15 protein-coding genes and 3 tRNA genes are annotated in these 17,399 nt (G+C 67.5%); 6 read left to right on the top strand and 12 right to left on the bottom strand.

Annotated elements, in window-relative coordinates:
* Positions 1 to 30 precede the first annotated feature (30 nt).
* The 4 genes from EGM71_RS14150 to EGM71_RS14135 form a co-directional block, all read right to left on the bottom strand.
* The gene (locus tag EGM71_RS14150) at positions 31 to 507 is read right to left on the bottom strand and encodes an LEA type 2 family protein (protein ID WP_188485426.1); all 477 of its coding nucleotides are present in this window, start codon (positions 505 to 507) and stop codon (positions 31 to 33) included.
* A gap of 164 nt (positions 508 to 671) precedes the next feature.
* Entirely contained in the window at positions 672 to 1,223 is a 552-nt protein-coding gene (locus EGM71_RS14145; RefSeq protein WP_188485425.1) for a lipocalin family protein, read from the bottom strand.
* Positions 1,224 to 1,427: 204 nt separating this feature from the next.
* Positions 1,428 to 1,503 (bottom strand) — tRNA-Phe (locus EGM71_RS14140).
* 72 nt (positions 1,504 to 1,575) lie between these two features.
* A tRNA-Phe gene (locus EGM71_RS14135) sits at positions 1,576 to 1,651 on the bottom strand.
* Between the two features lie 335 nt (positions 1,652 to 1,986).
* Here EGM71_RS14135 and EGM71_RS14130 point away from each other — a divergent pair.
* Positions 1,987 to 3,012, top strand: a complete 1,026-nt coding sequence (locus EGM71_RS14130; RefSeq protein ID WP_188485424.1) for an NADP-dependent oxidoreductase — start codon at positions 1,987 to 1,989, stop codon at positions 3,010 to 3,012.
* Between the two features lie 99 nt (positions 3,013 to 3,111).
* Here the strand turns inward: EGM71_RS14130 and EGM71_RS14125 are convergent, their stop codons facing one another.
* Positions 3,112 to 3,954 carry a bifunctional transcriptional activator/DNA repair enzyme AdaA gene (locus EGM71_RS14125; protein WP_188485423.1) on the bottom strand — a complete coding sequence of 281 codons (843 nt, stop codon included), beginning with the start codon at positions 3,952 to 3,954 and terminating at the stop codon, positions 3,112 to 3,114.
* Positions 3,955 to 4,086: 132 nt separating this feature from the next.
* Between EGM71_RS14125 and EGM71_RS14120 the strand changes: the two genes are divergently transcribed.
* A complete protein-coding gene (locus EGM71_RS14120; RefSeq protein ID WP_188485422.1) occupies positions 4,087 to 4,848 on the top strand; it encodes an SDR family oxidoreductase in 762 nt (253 codons plus the stop codon).
* A gap of 6 nt (positions 4,849 to 4,854) precedes the next feature.
* Here EGM71_RS14120 and EGM71_RS14115 read toward each other — a convergent pair whose 3' ends face one another.
* Positions 4,855 to 5,340 (bottom strand): hypothetical protein, encoded by a 486-nt coding sequence (locus EGM71_RS14115; RefSeq protein WP_188485421.1) that lies wholly within the window; start codon positions 5,338 to 5,340, stop codon positions 4,855 to 4,857.
* Between the two features lie 163 nt (positions 5,341 to 5,503).
* Between EGM71_RS14115 and EGM71_RS14110 the strand changes: the two genes are divergently transcribed.
* Positions 5,504 to 5,674: a hypothetical protein gene (locus tag EGM71_RS14110; RefSeq protein ID WP_188485420.1), complete on the top strand. Its 171-nt coding sequence runs from the start codon at positions 5,504 to 5,506 to the stop codon at positions 5,672 to 5,674.
* A gap of 63 nt (positions 5,675 to 5,737) precedes the next feature.
* Here the strand turns inward: EGM71_RS14110 and EGM71_RS14105 are convergent.
* The 4 genes from EGM71_RS14105 to EGM71_RS14090 all read right to left on the bottom strand — a co-directional run bounded on the left by EGM71_RS14105 (position 5,738) and on the right by EGM71_RS14090 (position 8,793).
* Positions 5,738 to 5,813: transfer RNA gene (locus tag EGM71_RS14105), tRNA-Ala, on the bottom strand.
* A gap of 93 nt (positions 5,814 to 5,906) precedes the next feature.
* Positions 5,907 to 6,833, bottom strand: coding sequence for an alpha/beta hydrolase (locus EGM71_RS14100; protein WP_188485419.1), 927 nt, complete (start codon positions 6,831 to 6,833; stop codon positions 5,907 to 5,909).
* On the bottom strand, positions 6,823 to 7,716 hold the full coding sequence (locus EGM71_RS14095) for an alpha/beta fold hydrolase (RefSeq protein WP_188485418.1): 894 nt from the start codon (positions 7,714 to 7,716) through the stop codon (positions 6,823 to 6,825). Before EGM71_RS14095 ends, EGM71_RS14100 begins: the two co-directional genes overlap by 11 nt.
* Positions 7,717 to 7,737: 21 nt before the next feature.
* Positions 7,738 to 8,793, bottom strand: coding sequence for a sugar phosphate isomerase/epimerase family protein (locus EGM71_RS14090; RefSeq protein ID WP_188485417.1), 1,056 nt, complete (start codon positions 8,791 to 8,793; stop codon positions 7,738 to 7,740).
* Between the two features lie 101 nt (positions 8,794 to 8,894).
* On the opposite strand from EGM71_RS14090, the gene EGM71_RS14085 reads away from it, so the two are divergent.
* A complete protein-coding gene (locus EGM71_RS14085) occupies positions 8,895 to 9,476 on the top strand; it encodes a TetR/AcrR family transcriptional regulator (RefSeq protein WP_188485416.1) in 582 nt (193 codons plus the stop codon).
* 219 nt (positions 9,477 to 9,695) lie between these two features.
* Positions 9,696 to 12,026: a TonB-dependent receptor gene (locus EGM71_RS14080; protein ID WP_188485415.1), complete on the top strand. Its 2,331-nt coding sequence runs from the start codon at positions 9,696 to 9,698 to the stop codon at positions 12,024 to 12,026.
* An 88-nt stretch (positions 12,027 to 12,114) separates the two neighbouring features.
* Here the strand turns inward: EGM71_RS14080 and EGM71_RS14075 are convergent, their stop codons facing one another.
* Both EGM71_RS14075 and rnd read right to left on the bottom strand, forming a co-directional pair.
* Complete coding sequence (locus tag EGM71_RS14075) at positions 12,115 to 14,187, bottom strand: DUF4034 domain-containing protein (protein ID WP_188485414.1); 2,073 nt, start codon at positions 14,185 to 14,187, stop codon at positions 12,115 to 12,117.
* 121 nt (positions 14,188 to 14,308) lie between these two features.
* On the bottom strand, positions 14,309 to 15,388 hold the full coding sequence (gene rnd / locus EGM71_RS14070) for a ribonuclease D (RefSeq protein WP_188485413.1): 1,080 nt from the start codon (positions 15,386 to 15,388) through the stop codon (positions 14,309 to 14,311).
* A gap of 84 nt (positions 15,389 to 15,472) precedes the next feature.
* Here rnd and EGM71_RS14065 point away from each other — a divergent pair, with 84 nt between their 5' ends.
* Entirely contained in the window at positions 15,473 to 17,365 is a 1,893-nt protein-coding gene (locus tag EGM71_RS14065) for a formylglycine-generating enzyme family protein (RefSeq protein WP_188485412.1), read from the top strand.
* Positions 17,366 to 17,399 lie beyond the last annotated feature (34 nt).

Below are 17,399 nucleotides of genomic sequence, written 5' to 3'. Positions count from 1 at the left end.
GGCGCCAGGCGCCGCGACGAAAGTCGGTAATCAGCGCAGCACGCCGGGCAGGCCGGGGGCCTGGTTGAGGGTGCTGCGGCTGCTGATGTCGAAGCTGCGCTGCTTCTTTTCCTGCGGCGTGGCCGCCACCGTTCCCTTCAGGCTGTAGGCCAGGGTGCGGTTGCTGGCCAGCGCGTCGGCCACCACCAGGCGCGCGGCCGAGCTGGGCACGAGTTCGACATTGATGACGTCGGCGGAGGTGCCGCCAATGGAGATGCCGGGCTTGGCCTGCAGGGTGCCGGCTGCACTGTCGCCGACGGTCAGCGCCAGCGAGACGTCATCGAAGGTCATCGGCATCGAGCTGAAGTTCTGCAGGCGCAGGGCCACGGTCCAGTTGCCGTCGGCACGCACGGTCAGCTGCTGCAGGCTGGCCGCCGGTTCCGAAACACGCTTGACGATGCCGTTGTTGCAGGCAACAAGGGCGAGGGTGCACAGGACGATCAAGGCGGTACGGAAGCGGTGGAGCATGGGCGCAAGTCCTCTGGAGGGGGTGCGTTGGGGTAAGCATACTACGGCGTATGGTTTTATGGATCGCCTGGGGCGACCCGTCGCAGAGGGTAGCGCGTGAAGATGGCGGTCGGGCATGCGCAACGCCGGATCGGGCGCGCCGGATGCCCCCGATGCGGGGTGGTTCAGTCGGCGGGCGTATCGCGCAACGGGGCCATCAGGCGCAGTGGCCCGAGGTCGTATCCCATCGACTCGGCCTTGGCTTTCAACTGTTCGAACCGGTCGCGCTCCATCTCCGGCAGGCGCGAGAGGATCCACAGATACTTGCGGCCGGGTTCGCCGACCAGGGCCCATTGATAGTCCGGGTCCAGTGCCAGCACCCAGTAGTCGGCCCAGACCAGGGGCGCCCAGCTCAGCCAGTCGGGGACGAAGCGCACCTGCAGTTGCCCGGGGTGGCCGGCCACCGGGCGAGCCACGCCTTCGGCGACCACGCGCTCGCCGTCACCATTGCGGCAGGCGTTGGTGACGCTGATGCGGCCGTCGCGGCGCAGGCCATAGTTGGCGGTGATTTCGCCCACGCACTGCTTCTGGAACGAGACGGGAAGATGCGCGATTTCATGCCACTGGCCTGCGTAGCGGTCGATGTCCAGCGCTTCGACCGCGCGCACCGGTTCGGCGGCGATCACCGGAAAGGCGGCCAGCAGCAGGCAGGCGAGCAGGGCGGGGCGCAAAGGCATCGGCAGGCTCCAGGCAGGAGTCTGGAGCGTAGGTGCCGCCGCGCATGCCGGTGTAAATGTTTCGTCAACCGGGCGGCGATGGCCTGGCATGTATCGACACCAGGCGTGGATGGCGGAAGGCGTCAGTGCCAGGTAGATCCACGCCATGCGTGGATGGCGGTTCGCGGACAAAAAAAGACCTGCATTTCTGCAGGTCTCGAAAGATGGTGGCCGAAGACGGAATCGAACCGCCGACACGGGGATTTTCAATCCCCTGCTCTACCAACTGAGCTACTCGGCCAAATTGTGTGGCGACCGCGGTGAATGCGGTTTCCGGAAAAAAAAGACCCGCATTTCTGCAGGCCTTCGAAAGTGGTGGCCGAAGACGGAATCGAACCGCCGACACGGGGATTTTCAATCCCCTGCTCTACCAACTGAGCTACTCGGCCACATGTTTCGTTGCAGCGAGGTCGCTGCCAAGGACGCGTATATTACGGAGGTCGGCTGCCTTCGGCAAGCGTTTTGCCAAGAATTCTTCACATTGCCGTCTGCGCGCTCGCAAGTGCTTGATCCTCCGTCGTGGGGCGGGGCGTGGCCAGTCGATCATCGTCTGCGGTGGAAATCAGCAGATCGCCGCGATCGCCAAAGCTGCAAGGGCAAGGGCTGCGCTGGACCCGCGCCGGTCCGGGCAATGGAACGCTGTTTTCGTGGCCGCCATCGGGGATGGCTGCGGCGTAGTGTCGGCACTCCTTTCCTGATGCTGGCAACAGCAGAGACCGTCGTCATGTCCGACTCATCGATCACCTCCCGCATCGTGCTGGCGTCGCGTCCGCAGGGCGCACCGGGTGCAGCCAACTTCCGCCTGGAGCAGGCCGCGCTGCCGGCATTGGCTGATGGCGAGGTGCTGCTGCGCAACCGCTATCTTTCGCTGGATCCGTACATGCGTGGACGCATGGATGAGGGCCCGTCGTATGCCGCGCCGGTGGCGGTGGGGGCGGTGATGGAGGGCCAGACCGTGGCCGAGGTGCTGCAGTCCAATGCTCAGGGTGTCGCAGTGGGTGAGCTGGTGCTGGCGCCGGGCGGATGGCAGACCCACGCGGTGCTGCCGGCCAAGGCGTTGGGGCGCCGCCTGGACCCGGCTGGACTGCCGCTGAGTACCGCGCTGGGTGTGTATGGCATGCCGGGCTTCACCGCCTATTCCAGCCTGCATGAAATCGCCCGACTGCAGCCGGGAGAGACGCTGGTGGTGGCCGCCGCGACGGGACCGGTCGGCGCAACCGTGGCGCAGTTGGCCAAGCTGCAGGGCGCGCGCGTGGTCGCCATCGCCGGTGGTGAAGCCAAGCGCGCCTACCTGCAGACGCTGGGGGTGGACGTGGCGCTGGATCATCGCGCTGCTGATTTTGCCGAGCAGCTGCGCGCGGCGGTGCCTGCGGGTATCGACGTGTACTTCGAGAACGTCGGGGGCCATGTACTGGATGCGGTGCTGCCCTTGCTCAACGACTTCGCCCGCATTCCGGTGTGCGGCACCATCGCCACCTACAACGATCGTGGTGTCGAGCAGCCTGGCCCGGACCGCCTGCCGTCACTGTTCAGCCAGATCCTGCGCCAGCGCCTGACCGTGCGCGGTTTCATCGTGCACGACTTCAACCACCTGTGGCCGGACTTCGAGCGCGAGATGCCGCAGTGGCTGCGCGAGGGCCGCATCCAGTACCTCGAGGATGTGGTGGAAGGGCTGGAGAAGGCGCCGGAGGCGTTCTTCGGGCTGCTGAAGGGGCACAACTTCGGCAAGCTGGTGGTGAAGCTGGATTGAGCGCTTGGCGGGATTGAGCGCTTGGCGGGTGCGCCGACCAAGGTCGGCCACTACCGGAAGCTCGGTGTGCCGACCAGGGGCGGCGGCTACCGGGTGGCATCAGCCGGTGGCGACCTTTTCCCGGCGCAGGAGTTCGCGCTTGCGTGCCACGCCCCAGGCATAGCCGGACAGGTCGCCGTCGCGGCGCACCACCCGGTGGCAGGGCACCGCCACGGCAAGCGGATTGCTTGCACAGGCGCGTGCCACCGCGCGGCTCGATCGGGGCGCGCCGATGCGCGCGGCGATATCGGCATACGAGGCCGTCTGGCCGCGCGGAATCTGCTGCAGTGCCTGCCATACCCGTTGCTGGAAGGCGGTGCCGCGGATATCCAGCGGCAGCGTGGCGCCTCGCGAGGGATCCTCGACCAGGCCCACCACCTGTGCCACCAGTTGCTCATAGCCCTGGTCGGCGCCGACCAGTTCGGCCTGGCGGAAGCGTTGCTGCAATGACTGCAGCAGCGTCTCCGGATCGTCGCCGAGCAGGATCGCGACCACGCCGGTGGCACTGCTGGCCACCAGCACGCTGCCCAGCGAGCTCTCGGCAAGCGCGAAGTGGATGACTTCGCCGCGTCCACCGGCACGCCATTGCTTCGGCGTCATGCCCAGCAACTTCGGTGCGTTCTCATAGAAGCGCCCGCTGGAGCCGAAGCCCGCATCGTGGAAGGCATCGGTGATGCGTTCCTGCTGCTGAAGCCCGGTGCGCAGGCGATCGGCGCGCAGCGCGGCGGCGTACTGCTTGGGGGTCAGCCCGGTCGCCTGCTTGAACAGGCGATGCAGGCGCGTCGGGCTGCAGCCGGCGATGTCGGCCAGCTCCTGCAGCGAGGGTTCGTCGAGGCTGGCCTGAAGGTGGCGGCAGACGCGTTCGACGCGGGCATCGAGGGCGGTGGTGGCGGTACTGTCCATGGCCGGATTCTGGCACGTGCCGGTGCTGCGGAAACTCCGTTTCCTGCACCCATCTGTGAGGCCCGGAAACGGAGTGTTGGCGGGCCGAAGGCGCGGCATCGTGGCGGCCACTTCACAACCGGTACCGCCACCATGCGCCTGAACAACAAGATCGCTCTCATCACCGGTGCCAGCGCTGGCATTGGCCGCGCCAGCGCGCTGCGCTTTGCTGCCGAAGGCGCAAAACTGGTGCTCAACGCGCGGCGGCCGCAACCGCTGCAGGCACTGGCCGAGCAGATCCGTGCCGCCGGCGGCGAGGTGGTGGTGCATGCCGCCGACGTAGCTGACCCGGGCACGGCACAAGCGCTGGTGGAACTGGCCCAGCAGTCATTCGGTGGGTTGGACATCGCGCTCAACAACGCTGGCATGCTCGGCCCCGGTGTACCGGCAGCGGAGTTCCCGGCGGATGCGTGGCGCGAGGTGATGGCCACCAATCTCGATGCCGCCTTCCATGCTGCCCGCGCGCAGTTGCCGGCCCTGCTGGCGCGTGGCGGTGGCTCGCTGGTGTTTGTCGGTACCTTTGTCGGCCATACCGTGGGCTTCCCGGGCATGGTGGCCTATGCGTCGAGCAAGGCCGGGCTGATCGGCCTGAGCCAGGTGATCGCTGCCGAGTACGGGGCGCGTGGCGTGCGCAGCAACGTGCTGCTGCCCGGGGGCACCGATACCGAGATGGGCCGGCAAGCGGCACCCACCGGCGATGCCCGCGACTTCGTGCGCTCGCTGCACGCGCTCAAGCGCATGGCTGAGCCGGAGGAGATCGCCAATGCGGCGTTGTTCCTGGCCAGCGATGAAAGCAGCTTCGTTACCGGTACCGCGATGCGTGTTGAAGGTGGGGTGTCGATCACCCGTACCTGAGCGCGGTCACGTGCGTGGCGAGTAGCGGATGCCGCTGCTGGCCATGAATCCCTTCGGGTCGAACCGGGCCCAGGCCTCGCCCCAGTTGAAGCGGGCGTGGCCGCCGGGCAGTTTGCGCCCGAGTGCCGTAGCCAAGGTGCGGCGCATGAAAGCGACTTCAGCATCGATTGCTGCCTGGGTCGGCCAGCCGTCTTCCAGTGTTGCACCGGGCAGATCGACGCTCATCGTCACCATGTCGAGCCGTTGCCCGTGGAAGCACAGGCTGATGCCAGCGGGCGCGCCGCCCAGGCTGAGCCGGTGCAGGCTCAGCCAGTAATAGCCGGTGCCAACATCGTGCTCGCCATGCATCAGCGTGACGAAGGCGATGCGCGCCTCGTCCAGCGAGAGTGATGGGCAGATCAGGCTCGGCAGAGTGCCGAGCTGGATGCTGCCGTCGGTCGGATTGACCTTCATCGGCAAGGTGTGCGCCGCGTGCTGGGCGGAAGAGGGCATCGATGTACGCGGATTTGGTGTTGCATCGGATTCTGGGCGTGTGTTCACCGTCGCAGCAAGCAGGTTTGTGCACACGCTGTTGCCGCGGGACTGACCCGTGGATTACCCGCCTGCCTCTAGCGTGGAGCACAGCGTTGGCCTGCCGCCGACGAGGGAGTTCTTGATGAACGAGCAAGACAGGGATCAGGACCCGAAGCAGGGCATCCAGGAAAGCCGCCAGGACAGGAAGCAGGACGACGTGGCCAAGCAGCGGCCGGGCCAGCGCGATCAACAGGTGCGTGATGCGCATTCGCGCAGTCCCCGGCGTAAGGATGGTGGCCAGGAGCCTGGCTGAGCCGTGGGTGCTGAAAAGAAAAAACCCGCAGATCGCGGAGATCTACGGGTTCTTTCCGAATAGTGGTGGAGCCAAGGAGGATCGAACTCCTGACCTCGTCATTGCGAACGACGCGCTCTCCCAGCTGAGCTATGGCCCCACGGCAGGGTTTCAGTGTAGCGCTGCCCGGCGGGCTTGCCAAGCGCCGGGCCGGGACGGCGGCAGCGTGGAGCCACCACCGTCCTGCACTGATTCAGGCCAGAGCCTGGCGCAGCAGGGCGCCCGCGCGCTGAACCGCCATGCCGGTGGACGCGGCCACTCCCTGCAGGTGGATGCAGGCGTGGATCATCCCGGGCAGCCGCTCCAGCGTGCAGTCGATGCCATCGGTCTGCAGGCGATGCGCGTACTGCTCGGCTTCGTCGCGCAGCGGGTCGTGTTCGCAGCTGAGCACGGAGGCTGGCGCCAGACCCTGCAGGTCGGTTGCGTGCGCGGGCGAGGCCAGGGCCGGCGGCGGAGCCTGCCCCCCCAGATAGGCCTGCCAGCAGCGCTGCATCAGTTCGGCGCTGAGGTAGTAGCCAGTCGCGTAGTCACGGTAGGAATCGCTTCCCATGCCGGCATCCAGCGCCGGATACAGCAGCAGCTGGTGGCGCGGCTGCGGCGTGCCAGTCTCGCGCAGCAGCAGGCAGCAGGCGGCGGCGAGATTGCCACCGGCGCTGTCGCCACCGATCGCCAGGCGCTGCGGGTCCAGGCCCAGGCCCTCGGCGTTGGCCTGCAGCCACTGCCAGGCGTCGGTGACGTCGTGCAGGGGCACCGGGAACGGATGTTCCGGCGCGAGCCGGTAGCCGACTGCCGCGATCACGCAGCCGCTGGCGTTGGCCAATGCACGACAAGGGCCGTCATAGACCGCCAGCGAACACTGGAACCAGCCGCCGCCATGCGCGAACAGCAGGGCCGGCGCCGGGCCATCGCGCAGCCCTTGCGGTGTGTAGAGGCGGACCTCCAATGCATGCCCGTCGCGTGCGATCACCGTGTGTTCGATCACACACGCAACCGGCTGCGGCGCACCCTGCAGCGTCGGCAGCGCACCCTCGCTGATCGCACGCAGTTCCCGCAGATCGTCGGGTAATGGCTGCGACGCCACAGCGTCGACGAACTGCTGCAGTTCCGGTTCAAGCCGCATGGCGCGCCTCCTGCAGGAATGGCAGCAGCTGCGCGAGGAACGCCTGCGGCGCTTCTTCCATGATGAAGTGACCGCAGCCCGGAACGATGCTGCCGCGGACATCGTCGGCATGCGGCTGCAGGGTCAGCATCGGCGCATCGCCGGTGGCGTGCTCGGCACCGATCGCCAGCACCGGCATCGGCAGGCGGCGCTGCGCGCGCAGCTTGTTCTGGCGGATCGTTTCCGGAATCGCGCGATACCAGGCGAAACCTGCGCGCAATGCGCCCGGACGGCTGTAGGCGGCGATGTAGGTGTCGGCGGCCACTGCATCGCGTCGGTACGACCAGCGGTCGAACATGAATTCCAGGTAGGCGCGTTCGCGGCCACTGATCAGTGCCTCAGGCAGGTCTGCCACCTGGTTGAACATGAAGTGCCAGAGGAAGATGTTGTCGGCCGGCGCGGCAAAGATGCCCGGCTCCGGGGCCAGGCCGGGAATCACCGCCTCGGTGACGGCCAGCTGGCGCACCGCCTGCGGCTGGTCGCTGGCCAGTGCATAGGCGATCCACATGCCGATGTCATGCCCGACCACCTGGTAACGGTCGTGGCCCAGCGCCTGCATCGTCTGGTGCAGGACGGTGGCGGCGCTGCCGGTGTCGTAGCCGTGGGTGGGGCGATCGGATTCGCCGATGCCCGGCGGATCCACGGCAATCGCTTCGAAGCCGGCCTCGGCCAGGGCGTGCAGCACGTGGCGCCAGGCGTACCAGGTCTGCGGCCAGCCGGGAATCAGCAGCACCGGCTCACCGTGGCCGGCGGATACGCAATGCACGCGCTGGCCGTCGATGCGCAGGTAATGGTGGCGCAGGGAAGCGTCGCCGGCAGCGCCAGCGGAAAGGGAAGTGGTCATGGGGGAGTGCTCCGTTGGGGCTCAGGCGATGCCGAGCATCTGCTGCATCTGTGCGGTGCTGATGGGCGCACCGGCGAAGTCGTCGAAAATCTTGTCGGTGACCGGAATGATGTGGTCGCGGATGAACGCGGCACCCTCGCGTGCGCCTGCTTCCTGGTCCTTCAGGCAGCACTCCCATTCCAGCGTCGCCCAGCCCGGGTAGTCGTACTGGGCCAGCTTGGAGAAGATCGACTTGAAGTCGACCTGGCCGTCGCCCAGCGAGCGGAAGCGGCCCGCACGTTCGGTCCAGTCGGCATACCCGCCATAGATGCCCTGGCGGCCGCTGGGGCGGAACTCCGCATCCTTGACGTGGAACATGCGGATCAGCGGGTGATAGATGTCCAGGTACTCCAGGTAGTCCAGCTGCTGCAGCACGAAGTGGCTGGGATCGAACAGGATGCGGCAGCGCTCGTGTTGGCCGACGCGTTCGAAGAAGCGCTCGAAGCTGGTGCCGTCATGCAGGTCTTCGCTGGGGTGGATCTCGTAGCAGAGGTTGATGCCGTTGTCCTCGCAGGTATCGAGGATCGGCCGCCAGCGTCGTGCCAGTTCGTCGAACGCCGCGTCGATCAGGCCCGGCGGGCGCTGCGGGAACGGAAACAGGTAGGGCCACGCGAACGAGCCGGAGAAGGTGCCCATGTCCTGCAGGCCCAGCCGACGCGAGGCACGGGCGGCAAGATGCAGCTGCTGCTGCGCCCATTCGCTGCGGGCTTTCGGATTGCCGCGCAGTGCTTCGGGGGCGAAGCCATCGCAGAGTTCATCGTAGGCCGGATGCACGGCCACCAGCTGGCCAAGGATGTGGGTGGTCAGCTCACTGACCTGCAGGCCGTGTTCGGCGAGCGTGCCACGGATGTCGTCGCAGTAATCCTGGCTGTCGGCGGCAGTGGCCAGGTCGAACAGGCGTGCATCCCAGGCGGGAATCTGCAGTGCCTTGAAACCGCGGCCTGCGGCCCACTCGGCGATGCCGGCAAGTGAGTTGAACGGGGCCTGGTCGCCGGCGAACTGCGCCAGGTGCAGGCTGGGGCCCTTGAGGGTCTGCATGTGTTGCTCCAATTGTTTGTCGGTCGACAAAGAATAGGCGCGACCCTCGCGGTGGTCAACACCCGCGTTACACTGCGCGCCTCACTGGAGCAGGCAGGCAGATGGCAGGGCGACCGCGCGAATTCGACAGGGACCAGGCGTTGCGCAAGGCGATGCTGCTGTTCTGGCAGCACGGCTATGAAGGCACGTCCATGTCGGCACTGGTCGAGGCACTGGGCATCGCCTCTGCGCGCATCTATGCCGCGTTCGGCAGCAAGGAGCAGCTGTTCCGCGAAGCCGTTGCGCTGTACGAGGAAGGCGAGGGCGGCTTCGCGCCGCGCGCGCTGGAGCAGGCCGCGCTGCGTGAGGCGATCGGCTCCATGCTGCGCGACGCGGTGCTGACCTACACCCGGCGCGGGCGCCCGCATGGGTGCCTGGTGGTGTCCTCGGCCAGCAGCGTGTCGCCTGATGGCGAGGGCGTGCGGGACTGGTTGGCCAGCCATCGTCGCCAGCGCACGGCGGCCATCATCGCGAGGCTGCAGCAGGCGCAGGCCGAAGGACAGCTGGCCGACGATGTGGCGGTACAGGCGCTGGGCGATCACTTCGCCACGGTGCTGCACGGCATCTCGGTGCAGGCCCGTGACGGCATCAGCCGCGAGCGCCTGCTGGCGATGGTCGATGTGGCGTTGGGGCCGCTGCCCTGATATCCAGGGTCACAACCGGGGTCAGATCCGTTTTCCCTGGAAACCGGATCTGACCCCAGGCGATGCCCGCTGACTGTGCCGAAACCGCTTGTTTCGCCGGGTTTGGGCGCTGCGCAACGAAATCGTAACAATTTGGGGGATAATGGCGGCTTGCGCAGTTCTCCTCCTTTTTGCCGCCCGGCTCGCGCAGGCCGCACGGACGCCTCCTCAGAGCATTCCATGCCCTCCCATTCCGATTCCCGCCGCCTGTCGGGTATGTCGTCTTCCTTCGTTTCCTTCCGCCGCCATCCGCTGGCCCTGGCCTGTGCCGGCCTGGCCCTGGTTGGCAGCTTCGGTGCCGCCGCGCAGGACAGCGCGCCGACCCCGACCGGGCTGGACACCATCACCGTGACCGCCGAGCACCGTGAGCAGAACCTGCAGGAAGTGCCGGTCTCGGTCGGCGTGGTGCAGGGCGAGCGCATGCGCGACTTCACCGCCGGCGGCGACGACACCCTGCTGGCGCTGTCCGGCCGCGTGCCGAGCCTGTATGCGGAAACCACCACCGGCCGCATCTTCCCGCGCTTCTACATCCGCGGCCTGGGCAACATCGATTTCTACCTGGGTGCCTCGCAGCCGGTGTCGATCATCCAGGACGACGTGGTGCTGGAACACGTGGTGCTGAAGTCCAACCCGGTCTATGACGTGGACCAGGTGGAAGTGCTGCGCGGCCCGCAGGGCTCGCTGTTCGGCCGCAACACCACCGCCGGCATCATCAAGTTCGACACGCTGAAGCCGACCCAGGACTACACCGGCCGCGTCAGCGCCAGCTATGCGACGTACAACAGCGTGTCGATCGACGGCGGCTTCGGCGGCCCGATCAACGACATCGCTTCGTTCCGCGTGTCGGCGCTGTACCAGCACCGCGACGACTACGTCGACAACACCTACAAGGGCCCGAGTGCCGACGGCACGGTCAGCCCGAAGAAGAACGCCATGGGCGGCTTCGATGACCGCAACGTGCGCGCGCAGCTGCTGCTGACCCCGAGCGACCAGTTCTCGATCCTTGCCTCGGCCCACGCCCGTGACTACGAAGGCACCTCGACCCTGTTCCTGCGCGGTGCGCTGACCAAGGGCTCGAACAAGACCGACGTGCCGCGTGACCAGGTCGCCTACGACGAAGCCGACAACAACCCGCAGGCCTACAAGACCTACGGCGGTTCGGTGAAGGCACGCTACGACTTCGGTGCGATCGACTTCACCTCGATCACCGCCTACGAGACCACCTCCGGCTACAGCCGCGGCGACACCGACGGCGGCGCTGCGGTGAACTTCCCGGTGAACGGCGTGCCGAACGGCTATGGCCAGTCGATGGGCCGTATCCGTGACTTGGACCAGTGGACCCAGGAATTCCGCCTGGCCAGCCATGACGACAATGCGCTGCAGTGGCAGGCCGGTGCGTTCTACTTCAACGGCAGCGACACCACCGACTTCTACCAGCGCGCCTGGTTCCTGCAGGGCGCGGCACGCAACCCGAACAACTGGGTGCGCCTGCGCAACAAGAACACCTCGTGGGCCGGCTTCGGCCAGCTGAGCTACGCCTTCACCGACAAGTTCACCGTCACTGCCGGCCTGCGCCAGACCAAGGACGAGAAGCACACCCGCCTGCTGAAGACCGCTGACACCGCCGCCGGCGTGGTGACCTACAAGGGCCGCACCGACGTCAAGATGTCCGACACCACCCCGAGCTGGGATCTGAGCGCGATGTATCAGATCACGCCGGATGTGAGCGTCTACGCCAAGGTCGCACGCGGCTTCCGCGGCCCGACCATCCAGGGCCGTTCGGCCGTGTTCAATGCCGACTTCACCACCGCTGATTCCGAGACGATCCTGTCCTGGGAAGCGGGCGTGAAGAGCAGCCTGTGGGACAACCGCCTGCGCCTGAACGCCACCGCGTTCACCTACACCGTCAACGACATCCAGCTCAACGGCAACGATTCGGACGGCAACGGCGTGCTGTTCAACGCCGACAAGGCCAAGGCCTACGGGTTCGAAGCGGACATGGAGCTGCGTCCGATCCCGAACCTGACCCTGACCGCCGGCTTGAGCCTGCTGCACAGCGAGATCAAGGACAAGCGCGTCTACGCACAGGTCTGCGGCCTCAATGGCCAGGTGGTGTGCACCGTCGGCGACCCGACCATCAAGGTCGGTGCCAACACCTTCGCCCAGATCGACGGCAACCCGCTGCCGAACGCGCCGAAGTACAACGTCAACCTGGCCGCCCGCTACGACTTCCCGGTCAGCGACGCCGGCACCATGTTCGTGTCCACCGACTGGAACAAGCAGGGTTACACCAGCTTCGTGCTGTATGACAGCAAGGAGTTCAACTCCAAGGGTGATTTCGAGGGCGGCCTGAAGATCGGCTACTCGGGCAACTACGGTGCCTACGAAGTGGCGCTGTTCGCGCGCAACATCACCAACGAGAAGAACCTCAAGGGTGTGATCGAGAACTACATGGCCGCGGTCTACAACGAACCGCGCACCGTCGGTGTCTCGCTGAACATGAACTGGTAATGCACTGTCGCGCTGGCGGGCCGTCCTGCCAGCGAACGGCTTGAACGCAGAGGGCGGCCCGGTGATCCGGGTCGCCCTTTTCGTTGCCTCAGACCGCGGTGAGGTCGCTGTCCTGGCTGCGCTGGCCGAAGGTCAGGGCCCAGGTTGCGCTGTCCACCTGCTGGCGGTCCTGCGCCTGCTGCTTGCGCGCACGGCTGGCGCCGAACCAGCGGCCTTCGCCATTGATCAGCGGCGCCATGCGCACCACGTCCACGTACTCCGGATCGATCTCGATGGCGCGCTGCAGCCAGGTCAGGGCCAGGAAGGCGTTGGCCGGCACGCCGTTGCCGAAGTGATAGATGTCGGCCAGATAGCCGGCGGCCCACAGCTTGTCATCGTCGTCACCGCGCCACCACAGCGGGATCAATGCACGTTCGACCGCTTCGCGCTTGTGCGCGTCGTTCTGGCCGTCCAGGGCCAGGCAGGCCAGGTTGCGGCAGGTCGGGCCCCATACGCGCTCACCGGCTTCGGCGTCCTGCAGGCAGCGCAGGTACAGCTCGCGCGCACGCGCTTCGTTGTCGGCGCCACCGGCAGCGACCAGGCGCACGCCGAGGTTGTAGGTGGCGATCAGGTCGCCGCCTTCCACGGCGCGCTCCTGCCAGTACGCTGCCTTCCCTGCATCAACGAACTGCGGTTGGTCGCGTCCCCCCAGGCGGCCCTTGTACAGGTCGCAGAGTGCGGACATCGCGCCGGCGTCGCCCGCTTCGGCCATCCGCAGCAGCAGCGACAGGCCGGCTGCCTGTGAGACATCGCAGAACAGGTTGGCCGCGAACGTGACTGCCGACGTGTTCTCCTGCGGTGCCAGTTTCAATGCGCGCTGCAGCAGGGGCGCAGCGCGTTCCGGATCGGCGCTCTGGCCAAGCAGCCCATGCTCGATGGCCGTCGCGGCCCAGAGCAGGCCGATCGCCGAATCACCTTCGCGCGCGGCGTAGTCCACCACCTGGGCGAACAGCGCTTGGGCACCATCAACATGGGCAAACCAGGTGCAGGCCTCGAGATTGCTGAGGCCTTGGTGCAGGACCATGTCGCGGTCCAGCGCCCAGGCCTGCTGCAGGTCCTCGTACACCGCCTGCATGTGCTGCGCATCCCACTGCACGTCGTCTTCGACCTCTTCGACGCGGCCGAGCCGATAGCGCAGTCCGGCACGCTGGGTCAGCACCTCCGCGCGCAGGTTGCGGTCCAGGTGCCAGTCGAGAATCTGCGCGTATGCGCGCTCGTGCGCGGCTACGGTTTCGCTGTCATCGCGCTGCGGCGACTCGGCCAGCCAGTCCTGCGCCTTGCGCCAGCGCAGGGCATTGCTCTGCGCCAGGTCGAGGCCGCGGCACCAGCTGCCTTCGATGAAGTCTTCCATCGCTTCGTGGCTGCCGCCCCAGCGCGGGTACAGGAAGTACAGGGTGTCTTCCAGCGTGCTCAGGTCGTCGGGGCGCTGTTCCAGCACCAGGCGCATCCAGTACGCCAGCGGTGCATCGAAGTCGTCCTGGCTGCGGTCGTGCAGCAGCGTCGGCAGGCTGTCGGGCAGGACCTGCAGCGGTGCACCGAAGCGCGACAGAAGCTGAAGTGCCTGCGGCCACGCCTGCGGATAATGTTCAGCCAATGCAGCTTCGTCAGACTGCGCTGGCTGCCCGGCCTGCAGCGCGAGCAGCCAGTTCGGCTCGCGCAGGTAGCTGGTAACGCGCTTGATGCCATCCAGCGCCAGCGCCGGGCGCGACGACAGCGGGATCGCCTGCAGGTACGCATGCACGGCGCGGTCGCGGGCCAGCTGCGCGGCCAGCCACTGACTGTCCTCCACCAGTGCGGCCACGTCGGCGCTGCGCAGCTCACCGGCAGCCTCCTGCCAGCACGCACCCAGGCGCAGCCAGGCGTAATAGCTCTGTGGTGCGGCGGCGACCCAGCGCTGTGCCTGCTGCAGGCGCTCATCCAGGGTCAGGACCTTGTCCTGCAGGTTGCGCAGGCGCCAGCGGATGCCCGGCAGCGCACGCGCGCCGTCCAGCCAGGCTTGTTCGTGAGGGGCCAGCAATGCATCCAGTGCTGCATGGTCGTTCTGCTGGAGCGCGGTACGCGCCTGCGTGCGCCAGGCCAGGTCCTCCACGGAGAGGCCGTCCTTCGCAATTCCATTTGTCATCTGAAGCCATCCAACAGTAGCGGGGCCGCTATTGGACAGGCCTGCGCCCGCGCCGGCAAGCGTGGCAGATGCTCATTCCAGCGCCGCAGGGGCCGAAGCAATGCCTCGGCGCCCGGTGATATCAGGCTGCGGGCAGCAGGGCCTGCAGTCGCGATTCCAGTTCCTGCTGGCGCCAGCCGGCCAGCGCGGCGGGCCACTGGCGACGTTCCAGATAGCTTTCCAGGTGCTTGCGCGAGGCCAGTACGCCATCCGGCAGGCCCAGTTCGCGGCTGCGCTCGGCGACCGCATCCTGCAGCTTCTTCAGTGCCTGCTTGTTGCTGTCGTTGGCCGGCAGCGCCAGCGGTGCCTCGGCCTCATCGGCCAGCGGTGTGTCCAGCGCCTGCCACACAGCGCCAGCGAGCTTGCGCGGTGCCTTCGGGAACTGTTCGAACAGCTTGCCCAGCGCAGCGGCATCGGCCGGTGGCGTGCGTGCCAGCGTGGCGGCCAGTTCGTTGTCCAGGATCCAGCTGCGGGGGCGGTCGCTGCTGCGCGCCTGCACATCGCGCCAGCGCAGCAGACGCAGCAGGCGATGCTGTGCGGCGGCATCGAGGAACTGCGCCGAGCGCATCGCCAGGTGCGGCCAGCGGTCTTCGTCGTTGGCGACGCTGGCCAGCAGGCGCTCGCCGTCGTCGTGCAGCCACTGCTGGCGGCCCAACGCCTGCAGCTTTGCATCGATGGCGTCATGCAACGCGAACAGGTGCTCGACGTCGTCGGCGGCGTACTTCAGCTGCGATTCCGAGAGCGGACGGCGCATCCAGTCCGAACGGGTTTCGCCCTTGGCCAGCGCCACCCCGGTGATCTCCGCAACCAGCTTCTGGTACCCCATGCCGCCACCGATACCGGCCAGCGAGGCGCCGATCTGGGTGTCGAACAGCGGTCGCGGCAACACGCCGCAGGCCCACTTGAAGGCGACCAGGTCTTCGCTGGCGCTGTGCATCACCTTGATGATCGATTCATCGGCCAGCCAGGGCGCCAATGCTTCGGTCATCCCTGGAATCAGCGGATCGATCAGCAGGATGTCCTGCCCGACCGCCATCTGCACCAGGGCCAACTGCGGCCAGAAGGTGCGTTCACGGATGAATTCGGTATCCAGGCCAATGCGGGCCGGACGCTGCTGGAAGTACGGATCCAGCTCGGCGGGGGTGGTGATCCAGGTTGCCACGGGTCAGGGCCTACTACTCGGGTTTGCTCAGGCAGGGGAGAATAGCCTAACGTCGGTCCGCATCCGTGCCGAAGGAGATCCTGCTTGCGTTTTCCGCTGTCGTCCGTGCTGTGCACCGCCCTGGCCGTGGCCCTGGCCGGTTGCACGCCGTCGCCCCCGGCGGCGCCGGAGCCGGGGCCGGCTGCTGGCGGAGACGCGCGGCCGCAGGAAGGTTCGCAGGCGGACGCGACCCCGGAGACCGGGCAGGGCAGCGTCACCATTGCCGGTGAGGATGCCGCCGAGGATGTGCAGCGGTGGACACCGCCACGGGTTGATCGGCAGGGGCGCACGCTGGCCCAGCTGCGTCGCGCGGCCGAGAAGGCCTTCAGCGAAGGGCGCCTGTACGAGGACGCCGACGCGGCGGTTCCGCTGTGGCTGGCGGTGCAGGAAGAAGACCCGGATGACCGCCAGGCCCGCAACGGCCTGCAGCGCGCACGCCAGCGCCTGCAGCAGCAGGCCGACGCCCTGCTGGTTCGGCCGCTGCAGCAGCGCGAGGCACTGGCCGAGGCCAGCCGCCAGGCGCTGGTGCTGCTGACCCTGGCGCCGAAGGATGAGAAGGTGCGCGCGCTGCAGGGCCGGGTGGAGCTCGCCCAGCGCGTGGTGGCCTACAACCGTGCCGGCGAGGAAGACCTGCGTTCGGGACGGATCGGTGAGGACGGTGACGGTGCGATCGGCAACTTCCGTGAAGCGCTGGCCTTGGATGAACACAACCGCCGGGCGCGGCAAGGCTTGGCGGCGGCCGAGAGTGGCCTGATCCGCCGCGCCGAGGACGCGGCGCGCGCGCGTGACTTCGCCAGCGCGGGCACCTGGCTGGCCGAAGCCAGCAAGGTCCGTGACTCGTCACCGACCATTGCCGATGCCTTCGAGCGCATCGAACAGATCCGTGCGGCCGCACTGCTGCAGCTGCGCGACGATGGCCTGCGCGAGCTGGCGACGCCGCAGGGCCTGAAGCCGGCGCGCGAAAAGCTGGCCGAGGCCCTGCGCATCGCCTTGCCGGGCGATGCGGTGGTGGCCCAGTTGCGCGAGCGCATCGACCTGGCCACCCACTACGGCAGCTTCCGCCCCGGGCAGGTGTTCAGCGACGCGATGCGCGATGGTGGGCGCGGTCCGCAGATGGTGGTGGTGCCGCATGGTGGCTTCCAGATGGGGGCCGGTGACACCGAGCCCGGTTCCACCGATGCCGAGCGGCCCTCGCATTACGTGCGCTTTGACCGCGGCTTCGCGATGTCGATCACCGAGGTCACCGTCGGCGATTTCGAGCGCTATGTGAAGTCGACCAATGCACGGCCGCGTGCGACCCGGCGCGGCCACTCTGTGGTCTATGACGAGCGCAGCGGCAATTTCATCCGCCGCAGCGGTGTGGACTGGCGTTCCGATTACGATGGCGCGCGCGCACTGGGCAACTCGCCGGTAATGCATGTGAGTGTGCGTGATGCCGAGAACTATGCGGCGTGGCTGTCCGAGCAGACGGGACGCAGCTACCGGCTGCCCAGCGAGGCCGAATTCGAGTATGCGCTGCGTGCTGGCAGCAGTGGCCGTTATCCGTGGGGCGACGCCGGCACGCCGCCGCCCGGAACCGGTAACTTCACCGGCAGCAAGGATGTTTCTCCCTCGGGGCGGCACTGGCACAACGCCTTCATTGGCTATGGCGATGGCTGGTGGGGGCCAGCGCCAGTGGCCAGCTTCCAGGCCAATGCCTTCGGCTTGCACGATATGGCCGGCAATCTCAGCGAATGGGTGGCCGACTGCTGGCATGCCAGCTACCGGCGTGCGCCGTCCGATGGTGCCGCCTGGTTCAACCCGGGCTGCCGGTCGCGGGTGATCCGGGGCGGCAACTGGGCCAACGCGCCCGAGCAGACCCGCGCGGCCTGGCGGCAGTCGCAGGACTCGGATACCACCAACGCGCGCATCGGCTTCCGGCTGGTGCGGGGCATCTGAGCGGCATCGGGCTTCACCCGCTACTGGCGTCCGC

It is taken from the genome of Stenotrophomonas maltophilia, from assembly GCF_006970445.1.
GTDB classification, from domain to species: domain Bacteria; phylum Pseudomonadota; class Gammaproteobacteria; order Xanthomonadales; family Xanthomonadaceae; genus Stenotrophomonas; species Stenotrophomonas maltophilia_AU.
Note: the sequence above shows the minus strand (reverse complement) of the source record. Positions and strands in the feature narration are given on the sequence as shown.